Source organism: Vibrio nigripulchritudo, from assembly GCF_027924785.1.
GTDB lineage: Bacteria > Pseudomonadota > Gammaproteobacteria > Enterobacterales > Vibrionaceae > Vibrio > Vibrio nigripulchritudo.
In genome coordinates this window covers 3,334,046-3,354,278 of record NZ_AP027049.1, presented here as the reverse complement: position 1 = coordinate 3,354,278, position 20,233 = coordinate 3,334,046, and the positions used below count along the sequence as shown (strand labels likewise).

Genomic DNA, 20,233 nt, shown 5'->3' with positions numbered 1-20,233 from the left:
CTCACATGATGCCAAATCGTTCAAACGCTTCTACGGTGCTCATTCCATTTTCAAGAGCTTTTCGCACTTCGCTTTCACCGCGCACTTTTTCCAGTGCCTTGGAAATCACCTCGTCTTCGATTTCTTTAGGGATGCAAAGCACACCATCGCAGTCACCAAAAATGATGTCTCCAGGTTGAATCTGTACTTGCCCCACTCTTAGAGGGACGTTGTAGTTAATGACCTTGCCACGCGGACCTTGATCCTGGGCGTAGCATCCGCGGCTTGCGATCGGGAAATCGAGTGAGAGGATTTCATTGCTGTCACGGATGTAGCCATCCAGTATGGCGCCAGCGGCACCGAGTTTTATCGCTCGGGTAGACATGAGCCCTCCCCAGAGCGCGTAGTCCGGAAATGAGCCGGTACAGACGTATACGTCGTTGGGTTTCAGGCTATCCAATGCTTCAAACATCAGCCCAAAAGGCTTTGCCATTATTGGGTTGGCGCTTTCAGAAGAAACTTCCTCAAATACGTCAGCTTCCAATACCGTCATGGCTCTGCCAGCAATCACCATGTCTCGCCGTAAAGTGGTGAGATAAGGGGGAAAGAACTGCTGCGTATAACCCATTTTATCCATGACATCGCCAATCACAGCGCTGAATAGCTCTTCCTTGATTCTGGTAAACAAGGCGTTGTCGTTTGACATTGTTACCTCCGATTATCGTCTGTTGATATAAATTCGGGTGTCACTGAATGAGATGCCTGCCTAGGAATGCTGGTAACCGAGGTTACAGGAAATGGTTTTACAGGCGTTTTTAAGCATTTCGAGTGCTTCTTCCGGGCTGGTTTCCTGAGCGTATTTTTGAGAAAGGAAAGGCAATGTCGCCACGCCAACCACACGATTTCGGTAGTCAAACAAGGGGACAGACAAATTAAGAATACCCGCTACCACTTGCGATTCCATCCGCTCATGCCCTAACTGGATGATGTTATCCAGCCTTTCTTTGAGCGCCTTTCTCTCTTTGTCTGAAGGCAAAGAGTCGTAGAACGTCTGCTGAACTTCGTGATCTGAATAAGCGATCATTACTGCCCCGGAACTGGTTTCCAGAGCCGGATAGCGACTGCCTGTCGCGACAGAGTAATGCGTTCCGAGAGGCGGATCTTGCTGGTGGATGATGATGATCTCTTCACCGTTAAGAAGCGCAATGTGGCAGCTTTGAAGAGTCGCTTTGCACACGGACTTAATTTCCACATGAGCAGCCTCAACCAGAGTCTGCACCGGATAATGGCGATTGGCCACCTCAAACATTTTCAAAGACAGGTGATAGGTGGACTTGGGGCCCGTGGAATAGATGTAACCTTTTTCTTCAAGCACCTGAATCACTCGATACAGACTGGTGATGGAGCGCCCAAGCATGCGCGCAATTTCTGTCTGGGTTGCTCCGTCCGGGGACTCGGACAGCAGCTCTAACACACTGAGCGCCTTATCTACTGCCGGAACTGAATACTTACTTTCACTGTTTGCCATTGTGCACCTGTACGAAATGTTATCTGAGCCTAAGCCGATGGTTTGAGTAACGCAGTGACTAACTGACGATCCTGATTAATTATACTGCTGAGTAATGTCTGCCGTTCTTTGGCGCTGACAAATTCCAGCCTTCTTATCCCCAGCGGATCGATCTGGTTTCTTAGTCGCGCCAACTCCTCGTCCCGTATTGGTTCCATTTCTCTGCACAGGTCAGAGAACAGGACTTTAAATCCGGTTTGCTCTGTGATGGTCTGCCTGCTCACGCCGGGCATGGTTTCCACGACCACGAGTTGCCCTTCCTCTTCATCGTATTCGAACAAACACAGATTGGTGATAAGGGTGATTTTGCCCGGTTGATAACCGTACTTCCTGCGCTCTTCTTCTGACACAAGTCGCCGACCTGCACTACATAGCTCGACTTGTTCAACGAGTGCCTGAGGGGTGTGGCGGGGTAAGTAAACCATAAAATGCTGGTGCATGTTTGCGACATCAGCCATGCCTCCTTGTCCGGGTAAGCGCACGAAGCCTCCACTGGGTTTAGATATCGACAAGGTGTTTGTCATGCCTTTGGCATCAATCTGCGCAGTTCCCACAATTTCATGGCTGACCAGACCACCCTGATAGGCAGTCCAGTAGGTATCTTCGCCGCCGGTATGCCCTGCCGCACTTTGCGTATCCATCGATTCCAGCAAGGTCAGGCTCATGGTGCCTGCCTGAATATCAACGGTGCCACCGCTAAAGGTGGTGAACATCATGTCTGGTGCATGACTGGCTTTTGCCAACCGGTAAGCCACGTTTGCCAGAGGGGATACTGCCCCGGCGCTGGCGTAGCTTTCATTACTCAGCATTCTGGCAACCCGAATGGTCATGATATCGTCAGCGGTTGCTGGCGAGTCCTTCTCATCGGTTGATAAGGCGGAGTAGGAGGATAAAAGATCACTCAATGGAAGTTGTGCAGCTTGCTGGAACAGTGTAGGCACTTCGCGCTGCTGTAATTCGGATTCCAGAGGTTGCGAGCTTTGGGTTATTTCCATCAATCTTTGGTAGTCCGTTGTGTAGTAAGGCAGACAAGAACAAGGATAAGCGCCACCTCGGGTTTCCGCTATCGCGCTGATCTTATTTCGGGGAATGATGGTGTTTCTCAATCCCTTTTGTAAGGTGCCATCTGGGACGATTTCTTCTACGGTCACCAACACCTGTTTCGCAGCGCCAGCAACCAATTTGTCGAGCGAATGAGCGCCGTAGAGCTCGACGTTTCCTGATTCATCAGCACGAGGGGCGTGAAGCAGCAATACATCGGTCGTTTGAGCTTTGACCAGTGACAGCGTTTGCTGGCTTTCTTCATCGAAATAGGGAGTGAGTGCCGGGCAGGTTTCATTAAGTTCTGAGCCGGTTGGGCTTTGCATAGGAAGAAAGGGGAGGTTTTGCTCCGCGGCTCTCAGGCTTTGAATCAACGCTAAAGCTGGCCAGTCGGTCATCGGTATTCCCTGTTTTTCGACCGCTTTGCGAAACTTAGGCGCAAGCCCGAACACATCAAGACTCGAAAAACAGATATCGATACTCTCGATCGCGTTCGCTTCCAGCAACATCTCAAGAGGCAAGCCTCCAGCCCAGTTAAAATAGCGCAAACCTGTGACTCGTCGCTGACAAACCTCTCTAATCAGAGCGATGGGCAATCGGGCAAAATGGTGACCACCTACGGACAGTCGGCTTCCACTTGCAACCCGCGAGGCGAGCGCTTTTAGTGACGTTATTTCCGGTCGATTGGCTTTTACTAAACTCATAACGGTGATTCCCCCTGCTTAGCCGACTTTAGTACCAGCTATCCGGCTTGTAACGAGCCGTAATGCATAATCCGCCATCGACGCGAATGTCCGTCCCTGTAGTGAAACCAGAAGCGTCGGACGCAAGATAAACGGCGGTTTCAGCCACCTCTTCAGGCTTGCCAATTCGACCTATTGGGTGCATGTCCACAAAGGAACGCATGATGGATTCGCCGTCTTCACTTTCACGGATCACCTTCTCCACCATGGGGGTGCTGATGGTGCCCGGAGAAATGGTGTTAACCCGGATATTGTTGGGACCAAACTCCACGGCGAGCTGCTTGCTCATGGCGATGATTCCTCCCTTAATACCTGCGTACGCACTCCAGCCTTGCAACCCATTGTGTGCCTGAGCAGATGCCATGTTGATAATGGAACCCGAGCCATTTTTTATCATATGCGGAATGGCGAACTTGCAACCTCGGAACACGCTGCTGAAATTGACGGCTATGATCTTCTGCCACTGCTCTTCGGTCATTTCATTGATCGGCATCCCACCAATGGCGACGGCAGCGTTGTTGACTAAAATATCTAACTTACCGTAGCGCTGAGCCGTCTGTTCCAATAGTGCCTGCATGTCTTTTTCCTGACTCACGTCGGTTTTGATGAACAGGGCTTTGCCTCCGGATTCGACAATACTTTGGGTGGTTTGCTGCCCTTTCTCTTCCTGAATGTCGGCGAGGACGACAGACGCTCCTTCCTTTGCCATGGTTTCCGCGATTACCTGACCGATACCATCGGCAGCGCCAGTGACTACCGCAACTTTTCCTTTGAGTCTGGTCATAGTGTTACCTATTGTTTTTTCATTGAATCGAGCGTGACCGCAATGATGATCACGATGCCGGTTACCACTAATTGCCATTCTGTTGGGGCTCCAAGCATGCCTAACCCATTAGAGACAAACGCCAGAATCAGTACCCCAAGAAGCACGCCAACCAAACTGCCGATTCCGCCCGCTAAACTGATTCCACCCAGCACCGCGGCGGCGACTGCCTGAAATTCGTAACCCAGACCCGCCAGGTGAACCGCCGACCCTAATCGAGATGCCAGCAGTATTCCTCCAACGGTGGAGATCAAGGCACAGAGCACGAAGCAGGTGAACTTCACCTTTTGCACGTTGTACCCTGCGAGCCGTGCCACTTTGGCGTCGCCCCCAATGGCGTAGACTTTGCGCCCGAAGCGCGTATGCCTTAAGGCAAAAGCGAGCAGGATAACCAAGGTCCCGGCAATTAGGGCAGGGTATGGGAGCACATCCATAAAACGCCCGTTTCCGAGCTGGAAGAAAGATTCTAAATAGACTTCATCGGCAATGGCCTTCTTTCCGGTGTAGAGGTAAACCCCACCCCGAATGATGAACAGCGTACCCAGCGTGACGATGAGAGAGTTGATCCCGAGGTAAACAACCAGATACCCGTTTATCACGCCAATGAGCAGACCGCAGGCGAGCGCACCAAAGATCCCAAGAGTCATTGATTCGGTGACATTCATCACCTCAATAAGAGGAATGGCGACAGCTGCGACCAGCGAACCGACAGAGATGTCGACTTCCCCGGAGATAAACACCAGACTGACGCCAAGAGACAAGGTGAGAATGATCGATGCCTGACCAAAGACGTTGGTGAGGTTCCTGACACTAAAGAAATGTTCAGACAGCAGAGAAAACACCAGAATGATCATCAAAAGAGATAGCGCCAGCGCAAACTCGTTATGCTTGATCAGCCAGCTCCAGGCAGAGTTGGGTGAGTTGGAACTATTGGATGGCTGCATCAAGTATCTTCTCCTGTGTGGCTTCACTGCGTGGGTACTCGGCTGTGATCCTTCCCTCAGACATCACGTAGATCCGATCGCACAAACCTAATAACTCCGGCATCTCAGAGGTCATGACAACAACGCACATTCCCTGTTGAGCCAGCGAATCGATCAGAGCGTAAATTTCCGATTTTGCTCCCACGTCTATTCCCCTTGTGGGTTCGTCTACCACCAGCACCGATAACCCGTACATCAGCCAGCGAGACAGCATCACTTTCTGCTGATTTCCACCAGACAAGGTGCTGGACAGTTGCGATAAGGAGGTGATTTTGATTTTAAACCGGTCGACAAATTCATCGCAGGACAGCTGTTCCTGACTGTCGCTGACAAACCCGTACTGAGTGAGTTTTTCCAGCGAGGCAAGGCTCATGTTGCTTTGCACATCGGCTTCCAGCATCAACCCTTCTTCTTTTCGGTCTTCACTCATCAAGCCAATCCCGAGTGATTTCGCTTTTGAAGTATCGTGCGGTTTGAGGGGGGCTCCGTTGATGTGGATTTCGCCTTCGCTGATTGGATCGTATCCAACCAGTACTTTGGCGAGTTCTGTGCGTCCCGCGCCAACCAAGCCAAAAAAGCCGACTACTTCACCGGAACGTGCATGAAAATCGATATTTTTCAGTTTTTGCCCTGCGTTCACGCCTTTGACTTCCAAACGGGTTTCTTTGGTTTGATGCTCGGTTTTCGGGAAAAGGTCGCTTATCTCTCTGCCCACCATGTCTCGGATTAGGGTGTCGTGTGTATGTTCAGACATGGCTTTAGTGGATACATGGCAGCCGTCTCGAAGCACCACACAACGCTGGGCGATCTCAAACAACTCGTCGAGTTTGTGGCTGACGTAAATCACTGCAATGCCCATTGCTTTCAGCTTGTTGATGACCACAAAGAGATTTTTGATTTCGGCCGGGCTGAGTGAAGATGTTGGCTCGTCCATCACCACGACTTTGGCGTCTGAACTGATGGCTCTGGTGATCTCGACAAGCTGCTGCTGACTGATGGGCAAGTCGGCGACTTTAGCGTCGGGATCTAAGTCGAACCCCAGTTGATCGAACAGTTCTGCGGCTTGTTGTCGAATGCTTTTCCAGCCAATGGTCCCAAATGAGGTGAGCGGATGATTCTCCATAAAGATATTCTCAGCCACGGTAAATTCGGGGATGAGGGCGATCTCCTGAAAGACAGGCTTTATCCCGGCTTTAAGCGCATCGGAAGGGGTTTGGAAATACATCATTTTTCCACTCAGAGATACGCTGCCTTCATCAGCAGGAAATACGCCACACAGGATCTTAATGAGCGTTGATTTTCCCGCGCCGTTTTCGCCAATCAGCGCCAGAACTTCGCCCGGAAAAAGTTCTAGTGACACACCGTCCAGCGCTTTCACGCCGGGAAAAGATTTAGTGAGGTTATCGATTTGAATTAGTGGATTCTGCTCATTCATAAGACGGCTTCCTCCTGACTATGTCGAGGTAGACCGCGAGAACAAGAAATACGCCCGGGATGATGATTTGCCAGTCCTGATTCCAGCCAAGAATGATGATTCCGTTATCGATGATTTTTAATATCATCACTGCCAGCACCGTCCCTAAAATAGAACCACTGCCACCAAACAGGCTCGTACCACCTAACAGAACCGCCGCAATCACAATCAGCTCAAAGCCCTTTCCGGCAGTCGGCTGACCCGCATTAAGAAGTGATGCCAGAATGACGGCGGCAATCCCTGTTAATGCGCCCAAGATAATAAACGCGGTTATCTTGACTTTGCTGGGGGAAATTCCCGACAGTTTAGCCGCATTCTGGTTTGCTCCAACGGCACTAATAAGGCGACCCTGACGGGTTCGGGATAAGAGCACGCCACCAATAATGACTGCGACAAGGGCAATGATGACCGGAACGGGAATGCCCAGCCAATAGCCAGTAGCGACACTGGAAAATGCGGGCAATTGATGGTGGTTCTGGATAGCCTCACGGGTATACAAAAAGACGCCACCTTGCAAAATCATCATGGTTGCAATGGTGCCAATCAATGAGTTTACTTTTAGGCGGGTTGTGACCAATCCATTAAAGACGCCCACAGCCACACCAAACAAAACCCCTGCCACAATACCTGCGAGCAGACTATGCGTAGCATTGAGAACATCCATCACCACACAAGAAGCAAATCCCATAGCAGCACCAACTGAGATGTCCACTTCACCACTGATCAAAAGCAGTGTCATGCCCACCGCAACGATGAGCACCAACGATGACTGATGCAGTACTGCGACTGCATTCGCTGGCGTGAGAAATCGATCCGATGAAATGCTGAGTCCAATAATCAGTGCTGCCAGCAATATCACCAGAAACAACGACTTTGAGTGACTGATCTTCTGCCAAAATGCAGGCGAAGACGGCTTATCCATAGCCTTACTCCTACTAGTTTTTGCGAACAGGCGACAACAACCCCTGCTGCCGCCATTCGAATCACGAGTCTTTAAAGATCAGACGCGTACTTCATACACTTCTTCGCAGGAACCAGACTGTTGACGGTATCCCACTGGATCTGACGGGATTTGCCGTCGTAAGAGTAATAATTGCTGTAGTTCGCCAGAGTCAGCGTGGTGGTTGGGCTCACAACATGCTCAGGCAGGCTTTCTTCTTTGTAGAGCGCCACTGCGGTGTCCATTGTGGTAAAGCCTACTTTTTCAGGGAACATAGCCGCTTCCAGTTTTAGTGGGCTGTTTTGTTTGGACATTTCGTTTAGAAATGCCAGACCTTCACCGCCAGTACCCACTACGATGAGTTGATCTTCAGACAGACCTGCCGCTCGCCATGCCTGCAAACCACCTAACGCCGATGAATCATTGATGCCGTAAATCACATTGATTTTGGCGTCTGCCGCCAGTGCCGCAGAAGAGACTTCCTGAGAGCGATCCGGGTTACCGCCTCCGTCCAGATCATGAACCATCACCGCATCAGGCAGAATGGTTTGTAAGCCGTCCATAAATCCCTGACTGCGAAGCACGGTCGCGGAAAGAAGAGGCAGACCAACGTTCATAACTCTTACCTGTCCTTTAATGGTGTCTTTGGCGAGCTTGCCGGTTTCGACACCCGCGTTGTAACCCGTGTCGTAATCACAGATGGCAACTAAGGTCTGCATACCTTTGGCTGGGCTGCCTTCAAGCACTACCGGGATACCATTGGCTTTTGCCCGGCGAAGAATAGGGACAACGCCTTGTTCGTTGACTGGCGTAATGATCAGCACATCCACGTTTCTCGCCATGAAATCTTCGGCGGCAGAGACCTGCTTCGCGATGTCCAGATTGGCGTCGATCACTTCCAGTTTGACGCCGAGTTCTTTGCCGCGCTGTTCCATCCCTTTGATCACGTTCTGATACCATTCGTGGGTGGCGTAGTTGACTATGTATCCGGCTGTTTTAGGCCCTTCAGCGGCGACAGCGATTCCTGCTGCCATCAGCGAGACAGATAGCAACGCCAGACGGTTTGCTTTGGTGATGAATCCTTTCATACTTTGCTTCTCCTAGATGGTGTTTACCTCTTAATGAGGAATACATCCGACAGCAATACGGCATAACAGCCAGAACCTATTTACCCTAGCTTTCATGCTGCATTTGCACCGTTACATCTTCTGACTGAGTCAGTTTTTCAATCAGCTCTTCCGCGATTCCATGTTCGCGAAGGATTTCGATACTGTGTTGCCCAACTAAAGGCGCCGGGCGGTCAATCTTGGGAGGGGTTTCACTCATGGTTACCGCGGGTGCGACCACTTTTACATCACCCGCAGTAGGGTGTTGATATTCAGTAATCATGCCGAGGTGCGTGACCTGTGGGTCTTCACTCGCCTGACGAAAATCCTTTATCTCGCCACACCATACGTCGGCTTCCAACAGACGTTGCATAAGTTCGGCCTGCGTGAATTTCTGGGTTTCTTTATTGATGGCTTCCCAGATCTCATCTCGTTTATCAAACAGAACCTGAGGGTTGTCGTAGGCTGAAAGGTGGTCAGCACCAAGCACATCAATCAGTGTTGAAAACGGGCTCATGGCGATGCTGACAAAGCCATCGCTGCATTGGTAAACGCCAAAAGGTGCGTCCATTCCCGGGTGTCCAATCCCTGAATCCGGGCGTTCAAAATCCTGATCTAGGTTGAGTACCGTAAGGTATTCCTGACCTAGGTGCGCCATCATTCCCGCCAGCAAGTTGATTTCCAGTTTCTGCCCTTTTCCAGTTTTCTCGCGGTAATACAGAGCGGACAAAATGGCATAAACCATGTTCATGGCACCAATTTGATCGGCAATACCCGCGCCAGTCGGTACCGGTGGTTGGCTGGCTTGACCGGTGTTGGATGCCAGACCTGTCAAACCCTGAACCAGCATGTCCTGGCCCGGTCGGCTCAGGTAAGGTCCGCTCTCCCCGTACCCAGAACCAGAGCAATAGATAATGCGGTCATTTACTGCTTTAAAATCTTCATAACCGTATCCCAACTTATCCAATACCCCCGGGCGGAAGTTTTGAACCACCACATCGGCCGTTTTTGCCATTTCCATGATGCACTGATGCACGTCTGGATTTTTTAAATTGACCGCCAGAGAACGTTTATTGCGATTCCAGGCCAGGAAGTTAGGGCTTTCGCTTCCTCCTACCCACTTATTGAAAAACGTGAGGCTACGGAACAAGTCGCCCTTTCCATGTCGCTCAATTTTTATGATGTCAGCCCCCATATCTCCTAGCATCTGGGTAGCAAACGGACCTTGAAGAAGGTGGCTGAAATCCAGAACTTTGACGCCGTTTAGTGCTTTGTTCATGCTAAAAATCCTTAATTGTCTTGGCTTGAGATGGCTGGCAGGTTTTGAATCGTTCAGATAGGTCTTTCCAAGCTTGAGATGTATTGCCAGAGTCGTCGGTTACAAGGCTGGCAATGACTGGCATCGCGCTGCGAAAGAAGGTCATAAACCCAGAAAACCTCGGGCGCAGGTAAGCATGCTCTGTTGCCTCAAGGGTTTGAGAGAAGAAATGCCCAAACTGCTCGTCGGCTTGCTTGTTACGCCAGGCTGCCCCAAACGCTGGCTGACCACCTGCAAAGATGTATCCCGAACTCTGATATTCAGGAGAGCAAAGAAAGGCGAGGTACTTGGCGGCTTCTTGTGGCTTGTCGCTGTGTTTGCTTATGGCAATTCCCGCACCACCTAATAGCCCGCAGCGAGCTGGCAATTCATTGTTGAAAGCCACAATGTTGTGAAAACTGAGCTTGGTAGAAAAAGCCCGTGCAGAGTAATTCAGGTAGCCAAAGCCTAAAGGAGAATAGGGAATGTCATCATGCTCGATCATGTAGTCATAGCACTGAATAGGGTTCCATTCGAGTGAGTCAGGATGAGCAAATGAAAGCATCTCTTTGAGCATGCCAATGGTTTTTGAAAACGTAGTGAAATCGGTAAATGCTCCGTCATCTTTCAAAGGAGAACCCAGTGCTGCGCTAACAGTGAGGTAACTGCACATGATGTCGATTTCGGCAGCAGGGTAGCCGATGTAAAGCCCTTTTTTCTGCACTGCTTTGCTCAGTTCAGCTAGTTCCTGATAAGTTCTGGGCAAACGCCAACCCTGAGATTCCATAATGTCGGGGCGGCTGACCGCTACCTGAGATGCCGTATCAATAGGCAAAGCGAGCAACTGCTCATTGTGGCAATAAGACTCGAACGAGGGACCAATAGCATCAAGGGAGTGAGCCTTTATTAGCCCATCTGGCAGCAGGTTTTTCAGATCGTGGAAGTAATTGCCCTCACTGGCTTCCCCGATAAAAGGGTGATCGATGATGAGCAAGTCGTACTGCTTCAGCACCTGATTCAGGTCACCTTCACCAAATGCACTGAGCGGTTGCTTGTCCCACTGGATTTCAATATGTGGGTTGTTCTTTTTAAACAAAGGGATGCTGGCATCAAGCGGACCGCAGCAGCGTTCATGATCCCAGGCAAGCCCTTTTATCCTTGTCGATTTTTCGTATGACATGTCTGTCGCTACCATCCAAATTGGTTACGATAAAAGCTTTCCTATATAAATGTTGTTTTCATATATAAACAAAGTAAAGTGTCATTGTTGAGATTGGCAGGTTGTTTTTTGAACAGTTGGTTGTGGGTTTCTGCCATTCCAATGTGAAAAGATCGCCAGAGCCCCTTGAAAACCTGAGTTTGGGAGAAGTAAAAACTCAGACTTGTTTGAAAGGAGAAAGTGGAGCAAAGGATGTTGTGAGTCGATATAAAATCATGAAATTTATCTTGTGCCTGCTTTTGGAAAGATTTGGTTCATTTTTATGACTAAGAACAGATAATGGTATTGTTTAACTCTATGTTTTTAAATGGGTTGGATGCCATAGAATCAATGGGGTTTAACCCTTGGTCGATTATATAGAAGGGCAGTTACGGTATAGGTAAGTAAATGGTCGATATTGATGGTAATGAGGTTAAAGCAGGAGATGTAGTTGAAGTGCTATATATTTACCCTGAGTTTCTTGACACTTTAGACGACGATATGAAAACACTTCACAAAGATATGTTAGGCAAGCAGTACCCTATTACTGAGCTAGTTGAAAATGGTACTAAAGCTAGCATTGATATGGAATGGACTACAGATGAAGGTGTTATTTTTGGCGGGCTGTATATGATACCTTCCGACTTTAGGCTAGTTTGTAAAAATTCGCGATAGTAAGTACATAATAAATAAAAATTAAGTGCTGCACTGCCAAGTCCGAGTTTTTACTTTGCAGCAGAAATTGCGTTAAGTTATCAAAAAACAAAGTAGCAAAAGAAAAGGGCTCATAAACAGAGCCCTTGTTTTAAGTCTTCACCTGCGGGTTAGCGTTTTCGCCAGATGCTCATTTCAGACAAGGTGTGCTGGAACTTGCGTTGGGTTTCGCGAATAACAAACGGTACTTCTTTTACTGCCACCAGTTCAAATTCGCCTATCAACGCCTCGGTTAACCCATCCAGCGTGGTGTGATTCTCCCCATTCACTTTGATACCACCAAGCCACTTACTCTTCTCGGTGTATTCTTCCAGCCAAGTGTAAGGAGAGGCTATCACAAGGTGACCACCTTGGTTAACGCGCTCGCTGATACTGGTCAGAAACGCTTTCGGATCGTTAAGCCTGTCAATCAGGTTTGAAGCATAAACCAAGTCGTACTGAGTGTACTGAGGCTTGAGGTTACAGGCGTCGCCCTGCATAAAGTTCACTTTAGAGGTCAGGTGTGAATAACCCAGTTTGTCTAGCGTAATGCTCTTAAACTCGACGAGATCGCCTTCGGTGCGAATGGTGTAGCGTTTCTCTCCCTGCTCAGTCAGAGCGTAAGCTTGCTGGATAAAGCGTGCCGAGAAATCGATGCCATCAACATGACCGAAGTGTTTTGCCAGTTCAAAAGTGGCGCGTCCGACAGAGCAGCCAATATCCAATGCACGAGCGTTGTTTCTCACCTGAATCGTCTGCATTACCTGCGCAATGCCGTTGACGCAGAAGTTAGGCACGTCGAAGTACTCATCGCCATAGTGGAACTCAAGGTATTGGGAGATGAGCTCATCAGTCTCATAGATGTTCATCGATACCATGTCTTGCGGATTCTGATCCGATTCGACATAACGGAAACCTGCATGCTGATAGAAATGACGACGGAACGCATAGCGCGAGCCACGAATGGCTTCGTTTCCGGTTGAGATCCAAGAGCCACCTTTGATCAGGTTGTGCTTGCCATCAAAGGTTGGGGTAGAGAAATCGTCGTACAGTGGGTGAACTTCAAATCCGCTAAAGCCATCAATAGGGGTTTCAGTGTGCTGCCAGACGTTACCAATAACGTCGTAAATGCCGTTGTGTCCAAAGCGGTTTACAGGACAGGATGAAGCATAAAATGCCAGTTGAAGGTTGCCCGGGACTTCATGCCAGACAGGCGCGTCTTCTTCGATATTGTCACGCAGTAATTGCCATTCTGCTTCGGTAAGCAGGCGGACAGACTTTTGGCTTTGCTCTGCTTTCCAGTTACAAAATGCTTTGGCTTCCAGTTGGTTTACTTCTACCGGCCAATTCAGCGGCAGCGGGATTTCTTCAGTCAGATTTCTCTGCCAGTAAACGCCCTCTTTTAAGCGCCAGAATCTGGGCATTTCGGCTTGGGTATATTCAAGCCAGGCTTGTCCTTCTTCGTTCCAGAAACGCAACTGACGATAGCCGTCGTCTTTGACGAATTCTTTGTATTCCTGATTGGAAACCAAAAACTTAGACGCTTTAAAGTCCTGCACCTGGCAGCTTTGCTGACCGAATTCGTTGTCCCATCCATAAGTGAGGTCATCTTCACCTTTGCCTAAGGTGACGTGTTTTCCGGCAACGCTCACCAAGCTGTTTTCAGGCGCAGAACCCGTATCGGTACAGGAAGCCCAGACGGGGTGTGAGGAAACATCTTCCAGAGGAAGCTGGCGGATGATCACGGAAGAGGTTTCCAGATGGATCCTCTCGTGTTCTATTCCCATCAAGATCGCCCAGGCAGGCTGATCCTGAGTGATGGGTAGCGTCAGTTCCATCGATTGGATCGTGGATTCGATGAGTATTTTAACCTCATCGCGGTAACTTCTCACATCATCCACAGCAGGCCAGTCGTAATGCGCGTCATCCAGATCGTCCCAGGACATTTCATCAACGCCTATGGCGAACATCGACTCAAAGTGTTCATTGACGCGGTTATCAATGATCTTGCCGAGCTTGAGTTTGTTGATGAAGAAAGTGGCGGTGTGACCGAAGTAGAAAATCAGCGGGTGGCGCAGTGGCTCCGCTTTTTTGTAGTAAGCTTCATCGTTATTGATCACTTCAAACAGAGACTCATAAAGACGCCAGGTCTGGTCGAAATATTTCAGTAGCTCTTCGCGTTTTTCTTGCTCACTTTCTCCGGTAAGAAGAATGGTTTGATGATCCCGGATTAAGTCGTTTTCCATAATGACGCTCCCAGTTGGGTAGATATGACGCTAAGGTCAACAGACCCTAATAACACTAGTTCATAGAAATAAAGGCGTTATGCCGATACATGACAGACCGTCGAATTGTCAGAAAGGATACAGACGCGTTGGTAAGAATGTGAATTGGATCACTATTGGTGTTTGAAATTTAAGCCGCCATTACAGCGGCTTATTGGTGATGATACTGGCTCAGTTCCGGGCTGCGATCATCTCAATTTCTACTTTCACATCCAGCGGTAATCGAGCTACCTGAACGCAGGAACGCGCTGGATAAGGGGCATCGTGAGCGTCGAAAAAGACTTTGTAAGCGGCGTTAATAACACCGAAATCGTCTAAGTCCTGCACAAACACCGTGGTTTTGATGACGTCCTTAGCACCTAAACCTGCAGATTCGAGGATCGCTAGCGCATTGCGCAAAGACTGTGTGGTCTGAGCTTCCGGGCTATCCGGAATGGTTGAATTTTCTGGGTGAACAGGAAGTTGCCCAGAGGTAAAAACGAGATTTCCGATGTCTTTACCCTGTACGTAAGGACCAATGGCTTGAGGGGCAAGTGGTGTATTGAGAGTTTTCATAACGGTTCCATATCTAATCGGGTGAGTGTCATCCTGCAAACGCAGGTAAGAGGTTAAGCATCGACATAAAGTGGAAGAGGGCGGTCAGGATTCCAAAGCCCATCACTATAAAAATGAACGGTGTGCCACCGGGGGCGATGAAGCCCTCGTTTCCGTCTTCTCGTTGGCGGGATTTTCGCACCAGTAAGGCTGGAATTATGCAGGCCCAGAGCGTAGCGGCAGCGCCGGCATAGCCAATGGCCACTAAGAACCCGAACGGGAAAAGCAGTGAAAGAATCAGTGGTGGCAGAAAGGTGGCAACCCAGGTTTTGGTTCTGCCCGCTTTGGAGTCTTCAAATTTTAAAAGGTCTGCCAGATAGTCGAAGACTCCCAATCCAACACCAATAAAAGATGAAAGAATGGCTGCGATCGAGAAGGTATTGATGGCATTGGCGACTTTTTCTGATTCGATGACGGATCCCAGCGCAGAAAGAAGGGCATCGACGTTACCGCCTTGCTCAATCACTGGACCAAACTGGTCTCTGGGCAGGTTGCCGTAAATGCTCATCACCCAGAGAAAATAAAGAGACAAGGCGATCACCGTGCCGCCAAGAATGGCGTACTTAGCGCGCTTTTCTTCGCCGTAGTAACAGCGCATGCTAGAAACAGAATGGTGGTAACCAAATGAGGTTAGTGCGACAGGCAGCATTGCCATGGCATACGGGGCGTAGCTGGTTTCCTGATTGATCCGGTCAAACAGAATGCTCAGATCTACATTGGCAACCAAACCTGAAACGCCGAACACAAAGCTTAAAACCATAAAAGCAATAAGCACGACCGAGATGCGATCCACCGCTCGGGTCGAATGCCACACAAACGATGAGAACACCAGAACAAACAGAACCGAAGCGACTTTGCTGTCTACCGAGAGCATGTCTTGCAATATCAAGCCGGAAGATGTGATGTAAGCGTACAGCAAGATCCCGCCAACAAAATACACCGCTACGTTATTCAGGCGGTTCATATTGTTGCCCAGCATATCTTTGGTCACGGTATTGAATGATACTTTTAGATCGTAGTGCTTAAATGCTTCCAGTAGCATCCAGCCTGATAGCGTCATCACTATCATGGTGAAGGCAATGGCGAGCATCGACCACCCCGTCCACGCACCTGCACCAGCGCTGGGTAAACCGAGCATTCCTGCCCCAACACAGACGCTGGCAATAATGCATGCACCGCCTAAAATAGAGGGTTTTCCTTTCATAATAACTACCTTAAATCCTTCTTTATGGCGCGTAACAACCCCTGCCCAGCATTTGAAATGCCAAACATATTGCTAACGCGACTTTGCAGTATTGAAAAGGCACACCGAAGTGTGCCTGATTGAATTATGCTTCCGTCATAGGTATCGCCTGTTGGTCTACTGAAGAGGTTTCCGCTTCTTCCAGTCGCGCCGTGAAGTGACGCAGAACATTTGGCTCATAGGTGAACGTCAGTCCTTTTACGTTCTGAGTGTTTTCCAGCACTTTTTCGAAGGCTTCAATGATGAAGTCCATGTGGGTTTGCGTGTAGGTTGCTCTCGGGATCGTCAGGCGAAGCAGTTCCGCGGGGGATGGGATCTGTTTACCTGTTGCCGGGTCTCGCCCTAACAAAAGAGAGCCAATTTCAACGGCGCGAATTCCTGCAACTTTGTATAGCTCACAAGCTAAAGCGTGTGCTGGGAACTGATCGGCGGGAATATGAGGAAGAAGCTTACCGGCGTCAACAAATGCTGCATGCCCGCCAGCCTGTTGGCAGGTGATTCCAATGGCTTCGAGACCATTAACCAGATACTGGATTTGACCGATTCGATAAGCCAGCCAATCCTGTCGCATACCATCGTAAAGACCGACTGCCAGACGTTCCATCGCACCGCCTTCAAGCCCTCCATAAGTAGGAAAGCCTTCCTGCACAACGCATAGAGTGCGGCATTCGTTGTATACGTCTTCGAACGAGTCGTCTTTAAAGCAAAGCAGCCCGCCCATTTGCACCATCGCATCTTTTTTAGCCGACATCGCTAAGCCGTCGGCGTAGCGGTACGATTCACGGGTGATGGCTTCGATGCTCCAGTCCTGATATCCCGGTTCTCTCTGCTGAATGAAGTAGGCGTTCTCTGCAAATCGTGCGGAATCCATGATGACTGGAATGTCATAGCGTCTGGCTATCTGATAGACGGCTTTCAGGTTGGCGATAGAAACAGGCTGCCCGCCAGACGAGTTACAGGTGATGGTACTGACAATGTAAGGGACATTTTCAGCACCAGCTTCTAAAATCGCGGCTTCAAGCTTTTGCAGATCGAAGTTACCTTTGAAGTCTGCATGAATGGAAGTGTCGAATGCCTCTTCGGTATAGACGTTTTTGGCGACACAGCAATTCACCTGAGTGTGCCCCTGAGTGGTGTCGAAAAAGTAATTCGATAAGGCGACCATTTTATTGCGGTCGAGCCCTTTCTCTTTTTCTCGTTTTCGAATCAATACAGGGATATAAATTTGTTCCGCACCACGTCCTTGGTGAGTGGGGATGGTGTATTGGTATCCAAAGATGTTTTTGACCGCATCGGCTAACGCATAGTAGCTACGGCTGCCACTGTAGGCTTCATCACCAATCAGCATGGCTGCCTGCATCTGTTGGGTGATCGCTCCTGTTCCGCTGTCGGTGAGAAGGTCGATAAACACATCGTCACTGTCCAGCAAAAACGGGTTCATTCCTGCTTTTAAGATGGTTTGCTCACGGTATTCTTTTGTCGTGCGTTTGACGGGCTCAATAACACGAATGCGAAATGGTTCTGGTAAGTGCTTAAAATTATCCATTTTTCTGCCTTTTTAATTCACATATGTGAATGAATAGATCTATCCAGCCGTCATTTTTATTTAGGGATTCGCTATTTGAGGGATGTAGCGATGCCCACTAAATAAATAAATGTCGGAATATATTTAATAATTTGAAATAATCAGAACTTAGAGAGCCAGACTCATAATAGAAAATAAACAACAGGTTTATTCATTAGCTGAAGCCAACAACAGCGAAATCCTGAAAGGGTTCAATGCGTGAAAGGCTCAGACCTTGATCCTATTGAAGCCTATGCTCTCAAGTCAGGCTGGATTGGATTATTCAGAAGACAGGTGAAATGAAATTTGGTGATCAAGCGTATACCAGTCCAGCAAGGTGAACTGAAATTTAGATTGCCATTTAAGGTACATATTCATGAGATGTTCCTCTGCTCTTAAACAAAATACGCTTTGTTTAGAATGAATATATATTAATAATAGTATAAATAGAATCCGGTAAAAATATAAATGTGATTAGGTTAATACGGATAAATACTTTTCAATATAAAAATAGCAGATAGGCTCACATTTTATTAGGTGCAAATATGCACACAAACTCAGTCAATAAAGTGAGAAGATAACCAAGCAAATTCAGAAGTTTGTAGCACGTTGAATTTGCTTGGTTTTAGTGGTTATTTAGTCGCTAGCCTGGCAACTCTCAGACCGAGATATTGAGCCGTTTGAGCATCGTTTTCATCCACCAATTCGTCGATATGATTGTTACAGGCAGTCAAACCAATGTTCGAACCAAGACGATTCAGACCTTTGTCGCTGGTGTGCTCTGAGGTATTCAAGCCCGCCCACACCATGCCATGCTGGCATGCCAGAACAAAAAACGAGAACAGCGTTTGTTCTTGCTCGCCATTCAGGCTGCCTCCGCAGGTGAAGCCTGCTGCCCATTTGTCTTTCCAATCCTGTTCACAATACGCATCACTGCTGGTGTCCATAAATGCTTTGAACTGAGCGGCTGGTCCGCCCATGTATGTGGGTGACCCAAAGATAATGCCATCACAAGTTTTCAGTTGTTCAAATATTACGTCGTTTGTGTAGCGACCCTCGATGATGTCCTTCGGCTGAATTTCCAGTATAACAGGCTCGGCATTGGGCACACTTCGTATGCCTCCTGCAATGTGCTCAGCAAGAGCCTTGGTTGCGCCACATTTCGAAAAATACACGATTGCGATGTTAGCCACTGGCGTTTCTCCTTATTTTAAGTATTTGGGGTATTTGGGTATAAATAATCATTTCTTTCCGAAGGCTTTTCACTCAGATACTGAACAAACTCCCACTCCATGCCGTCGTGATCGTAGAAATACAGGCGTTTGCGAAATGGGTGTTCAGTCTCCATGTCATTTTGTCGGTAACCTTGTTCAACCAACCTTCGCTGCACTTCATCGGCATCATCCACAACAAAACCGATGTGATTGATCCCGACATGGCGATAAGGCGTCCGGTTGTCATCTTCATTGATGTTGCCTTCTTGCAGGGCGATGTAGGTTGAATCCGTTCCGATATGACACCATCGATACTGACTTTTTCCTTGATGGCGAATTTCAAAATCCGGTAGCGCGGTTTGCAAAAATGCGATGGCACGTTCGATGTTGTTAACCGTCACGTTCGCGTGTTCGACATAGGTACTCATAATGACTCCTTAGCAAGGCGCATTTGCGCTGCCTTCATGCACAGAGGGGTTGGAATAATTTGGTGGATCCGATAACAGCTGTAGACCAGTTTTATGGTGTGATCATCCGGGCTGGCGCTGGCTCGTTTCATGGTTTTTTCCCATGAAGGCACTGACGGCGAGTCAGTCAGCTCCTCACTCGGATGTTCCGCATTAGGGAGACTGGTGCAGTAAGCGGCGACATACGCCTGCCAGAATTGCTGTAGTCCTTTATTGGGATCAGGAAGAAAGCGTTCAATATTCAGAAAAGCCTGAAATCCGGTGACACCATGCAGCAATGTAAAATCGTTAGTGTGAATAAAAGGGGTGATTACGGCTTCTGCAACTAAAAGTCTGGACAGATCGGAAGGGGAAGAAGCAACAAAACGAAACTGCTCTGAGTCAGCGACTTCCTGAATACGATCCACAATAATGCCCGGACCAAACTGGAAATCTGCATACTGCTGATGGGCAAGTCTGAGCTGCTCTTTTAGCGTATAACCAGCGTCATTTCGCAGCTCGCCAATCGGTTGATATTCAGTTGCCAGATAAGCAAGAGCATGAGCAATTTCGCGAGTGCTTTGTGCATCGATAGCATATGAAAGCCGGATCAATCCATGAAAAGCCGCGGCAGAAACACCGTTAAACAGATCCGGTAAGTGCAGAGACAAGGTTGCTTCAATACCCTGTGAGTCTAGCTCTTGCTGATAAAAATCCACCCAGTTAGAAAAGTCTGCCCGATCACCTAGCGATCGACTTTGAATGGAAGGATCAGAGCAAAGTGGTTCAAGCCTGCCGACATACTCCTGATAAAACTCGGTGACTCGTTTTGCTGGCGCACCACCCAGATCTAATGCGATCAAAGCCATTGGAAGGTGGTTACTTAACCTGTCTCCGTAATTTGGATCAAATTGATGTGCCTGATGGATCAAATCTAAGGTGTTGCGATTCACTTCGCTCATAGTGCTTCCTGCCACTGATGCTTTATTAGTAAAGTAATTTGTTTATTAATATAAGCCTGATATTGACTAAGTAAATAAAAA

18 protein-coding genes are annotated in these 20,233 nt (G+C 48.5%); 1 reads left to right on the top strand and 17 read right to left on the bottom strand.

Annotated features, from left to right (window positions below; genetic code table 11):
- Position 1 precedes the first annotated feature (1 nt).
- From QMG91_RS15260 to QMG91_RS15215, 10 genes are all read right to left on the bottom strand, one after another.
- Positions 2-685: an RraA family protein gene (locus QMG91_RS15260; RefSeq protein ID WP_281827520.1), complete on the bottom strand. Its 684-nt coding sequence runs from the start codon at positions 683-685 to the stop codon at positions 2-4.
- A 60-nt stretch (positions 686-745) separates the two neighbouring features.
- Positions 746-1,507: an IclR family transcriptional regulator gene (locus QMG91_RS15255; RefSeq protein WP_004397778.1), complete on the bottom strand. Its 762-nt coding sequence runs from the start codon at positions 1,505-1,507 to the stop codon at positions 746-748.
- 29 nt (positions 1,508-1,536) lie between these two features.
- Positions 1,537-3,291: a CoA-transferase gene (locus QMG91_RS15250; RefSeq protein ID WP_281827516.1), complete on the bottom strand. Its 1,755-nt coding sequence runs from the start codon at positions 3,289-3,291 to the stop codon at positions 1,537-1,539.
- A 28-nt stretch (positions 3,292-3,319) separates the two neighbouring features.
- A complete protein-coding gene (locus tag QMG91_RS15245) occupies positions 3,320-4,114 on the bottom strand; it encodes an SDR family NAD(P)-dependent oxidoreductase (protein WP_045966158.1) in 795 nt (264 codons plus the stop codon).
- Positions 4,115-4,122: 8 nt separating this feature from the next.
- Positions 4,123-5,097, bottom strand: a complete 975-nt coding sequence (locus QMG91_RS15240; RefSeq protein WP_281827513.1) for an ABC transporter permease — start codon at positions 5,095-5,097, stop codon at positions 4,123-4,125.
- Positions 5,081-6,571 (bottom strand): sugar ABC transporter ATP-binding protein, encoded by a 1,491-nt coding sequence (locus QMG91_RS15235; protein ID WP_281827510.1) that lies wholly within the window; start codon positions 6,569-6,571, stop codon positions 5,081-5,083. The genes QMG91_RS15240 and QMG91_RS15235 overlap by 17 nt, the downstream gene beginning before the upstream one ends.
- Entirely contained in the window at positions 6,564-7,532 is a 969-nt protein-coding gene (locus QMG91_RS15230) for an ABC transporter permease (protein WP_281827508.1), read from the bottom strand. The genes QMG91_RS15235 and QMG91_RS15230 overlap by 8 nt, the downstream gene beginning before the upstream one ends.
- 71 nt (positions 7,533-7,603) lie before the next feature.
- Complete coding sequence (locus QMG91_RS15225) at positions 7,604-8,638, bottom strand: sugar ABC transporter substrate-binding protein (RefSeq protein WP_281827506.1); 1,035 nt, start codon at positions 8,636-8,638, stop codon at positions 7,604-7,606.
- 85 nt (positions 8,639-8,723) lie between these two features.
- Entirely contained in the window at positions 8,724-9,935 is a 1,212-nt protein-coding gene (locus tag QMG91_RS15220; RefSeq protein ID WP_281827504.1) for a CaiB/BaiF CoA transferase family protein, read from the bottom strand.
- 1 nt (position 9,936) lies between these two features.
- Positions 9,937-11,133, bottom strand: coding sequence for an ABC transporter substrate-binding protein (locus QMG91_RS15215; RefSeq protein ID WP_281827502.1), 1,197 nt, complete (start codon positions 11,131-11,133; stop codon positions 9,937-9,939).
- A 426-nt stretch (positions 11,134-11,559) separates the two neighbouring features.
- Between QMG91_RS15215 and QMG91_RS15210 the strand changes: the two genes are divergently transcribed.
- Positions 11,560-11,826 carry a hypothetical protein gene (locus QMG91_RS15210; RefSeq protein WP_281827500.1) on the top strand — a complete coding sequence of 89 codons (267 nt, stop codon included), beginning with the start codon at positions 11,560-11,562 and terminating at the stop codon, positions 11,824-11,826.
- A gap of 149 nt (positions 11,827-11,975) precedes the next feature.
- Here the strand turns inward: QMG91_RS15210 and ovoA are convergent, their stop codons facing one another.
- The 7 genes from ovoA to QMG91_RS15175 all read right to left on the bottom strand — a co-directional run bounded on the left by ovoA (position 11,976) and on the right by QMG91_RS15175 (position 20,152).
- Entirely contained in the window at positions 11,976-14,090 is a 2,115-nt protein-coding gene (ovoA, locus tag QMG91_RS15205; RefSeq protein ID WP_281827499.1) for a 5-histidylcysteine sulfoxide synthase, read from the bottom strand.
- A gap of 210 nt (positions 14,091-14,300) precedes the next feature.
- Complete coding sequence (locus tag QMG91_RS15200) at positions 14,301-14,684, bottom strand: Rid family detoxifying hydrolase (RefSeq protein ID WP_281827497.1); 384 nt, start codon at positions 14,682-14,684, stop codon at positions 14,301-14,303.
- A gap of 28 nt (positions 14,685-14,712) precedes the next feature.
- A complete protein-coding gene (locus QMG91_RS15195; RefSeq protein ID WP_004397793.1) occupies positions 14,713-15,927 on the bottom strand; it encodes an aromatic amino acid transporter in 1,215 nt (404 codons plus the stop codon).
- A gap of 124 nt (positions 15,928-16,051) precedes the next feature.
- Positions 16,052-17,512, bottom strand: coding sequence for a tryptophanase (tnaA, locus tag QMG91_RS15190; RefSeq protein WP_281870083.1), 1,461 nt, complete (start codon positions 17,510-17,512; stop codon positions 16,052-16,054).
- 650 nt (positions 17,513-18,162) lie between these two features.
- Positions 18,163-18,723 carry a flavodoxin family protein gene (locus tag QMG91_RS15185; RefSeq protein WP_281827492.1) on the bottom strand — a complete coding sequence of 187 codons (561 nt, stop codon included), beginning with the start codon at positions 18,721-18,723 and terminating at the stop codon, positions 18,163-18,165.
- Between the two features lie 17 nt (positions 18,724-18,740).
- The gene (locus QMG91_RS15180; RefSeq protein WP_022598837.1) at positions 18,741-19,172 is read right to left on the bottom strand and encodes a VOC family protein; all 432 of its coding nucleotides are present in this window, start codon (positions 19,170-19,172) and stop codon (positions 18,741-18,743) included.
- Entirely contained in the window at positions 19,169-20,152 is a 984-nt protein-coding gene (locus QMG91_RS15175; protein ID WP_281827489.1) for a questin oxidase family protein, read from the bottom strand. The genes QMG91_RS15180 and QMG91_RS15175 overlap by 4 nt, the downstream gene beginning before the upstream one ends.
- Positions 20,153-20,233 lie beyond the last annotated feature (81 nt).

Coding starts and splice junctions, on each gene's coding strand:
- QMG91_RS15260 (WP_281827520.1), bottom strand. CDS start 685: ATGTCAAACGACAACGCCTTGTTTACCAGAATCAAGGAAGAGCTATTC.
- QMG91_RS15255 (WP_004397778.1), bottom strand. CDS start 1,507: ATGGCAAACAGTGAAAGTAAGTATTCAGTTCCGGCAGTAGATAAGGCG.
- QMG91_RS15250 (WP_281827516.1), bottom strand. CDS start 3,291: ATGAGTTTAGTAAAAGCCAATCGACCGGAAATAACGTCACTAAAAGCG.
- QMG91_RS15245 (WP_045966158.1), bottom strand. CDS start 4,114: ATGACCAGACTCAAAGGAAAAGTTGCGGTAGTCACTGGCGCTGCCGAT.
- QMG91_RS15240 (WP_281827513.1), bottom strand. CDS start 5,097: ATGCAGCCATCCAATAGTTCCAACTCACCCAACTCTGCCTGGAGCTGG.
- QMG91_RS15235 (WP_281827510.1), bottom strand. CDS start 6,571: ATGAATGAGCAGAATCCACTAATTCAAATCGATAACCTCACTAAATCT.
- QMG91_RS15230 (WP_281827508.1), bottom strand. CDS start 7,532: ATGGATAAGCCGTCTTCGCCTGCATTTTGGCAGAAGATCAGTCACTCA.
- QMG91_RS15225 (WP_281827506.1), bottom strand. CDS start 8,638: ATGAAAGGATTCATCACCAAAGCAAACCGTCTGGCGTTGCTATCTGTC.
- QMG91_RS15220 (WP_281827504.1), bottom strand. CDS start 9,935: ATGAACAAAGCACTAAACGGCGTCAAAGTTCTGGATTTCAGCCACCTT.
- QMG91_RS15215 (WP_281827502.1), bottom strand. CDS start 11,133: ATGTCATACGAAAAATCGACAAGGATAAAAGGGCTTGCCTGGGATCAT.
- QMG91_RS15210 (WP_281827500.1), top strand. CDS start 11,560: ATGGTCGATATTGATGGTAATGAGGTTAAAGCAGGAGATGTAGTTGAA.
- ovoA (WP_281827499.1), bottom strand. CDS start 14,090: ATGGAAAACGACTTAATCCGGGATCATCAAACCATTCTTCTTACCGGA.
- QMG91_RS15200 (WP_281827497.1), bottom strand. CDS start 14,684: ATGAAAACTCTCAATACACCACTTGCCCCTCAAGCCATTGGTCCTTAC.
- QMG91_RS15195 (WP_004397793.1), bottom strand. CDS start 15,927: ATGAAAGGAAAACCCTCTATTTTAGGCGGTGCATGCATTATTGCCAGC.
- tnaA (WP_281870083.1), bottom strand. CDS start 17,512: ATGGATAATTTTAAGCACTTACCAGAACCATTTCGCATTCGTGTTATT.
- QMG91_RS15180 (WP_022598837.1), bottom strand. CDS start 19,172: ATGAGTACCTATGTCGAACACGCGAACGTGACGGTTAACAACATCGAA.
- QMG91_RS15175 (WP_281827489.1), bottom strand. CDS start 20,152: ATGAGCGAAGTGAATCGCAACACCTTAGATTTGATCCATCAGGCACAT.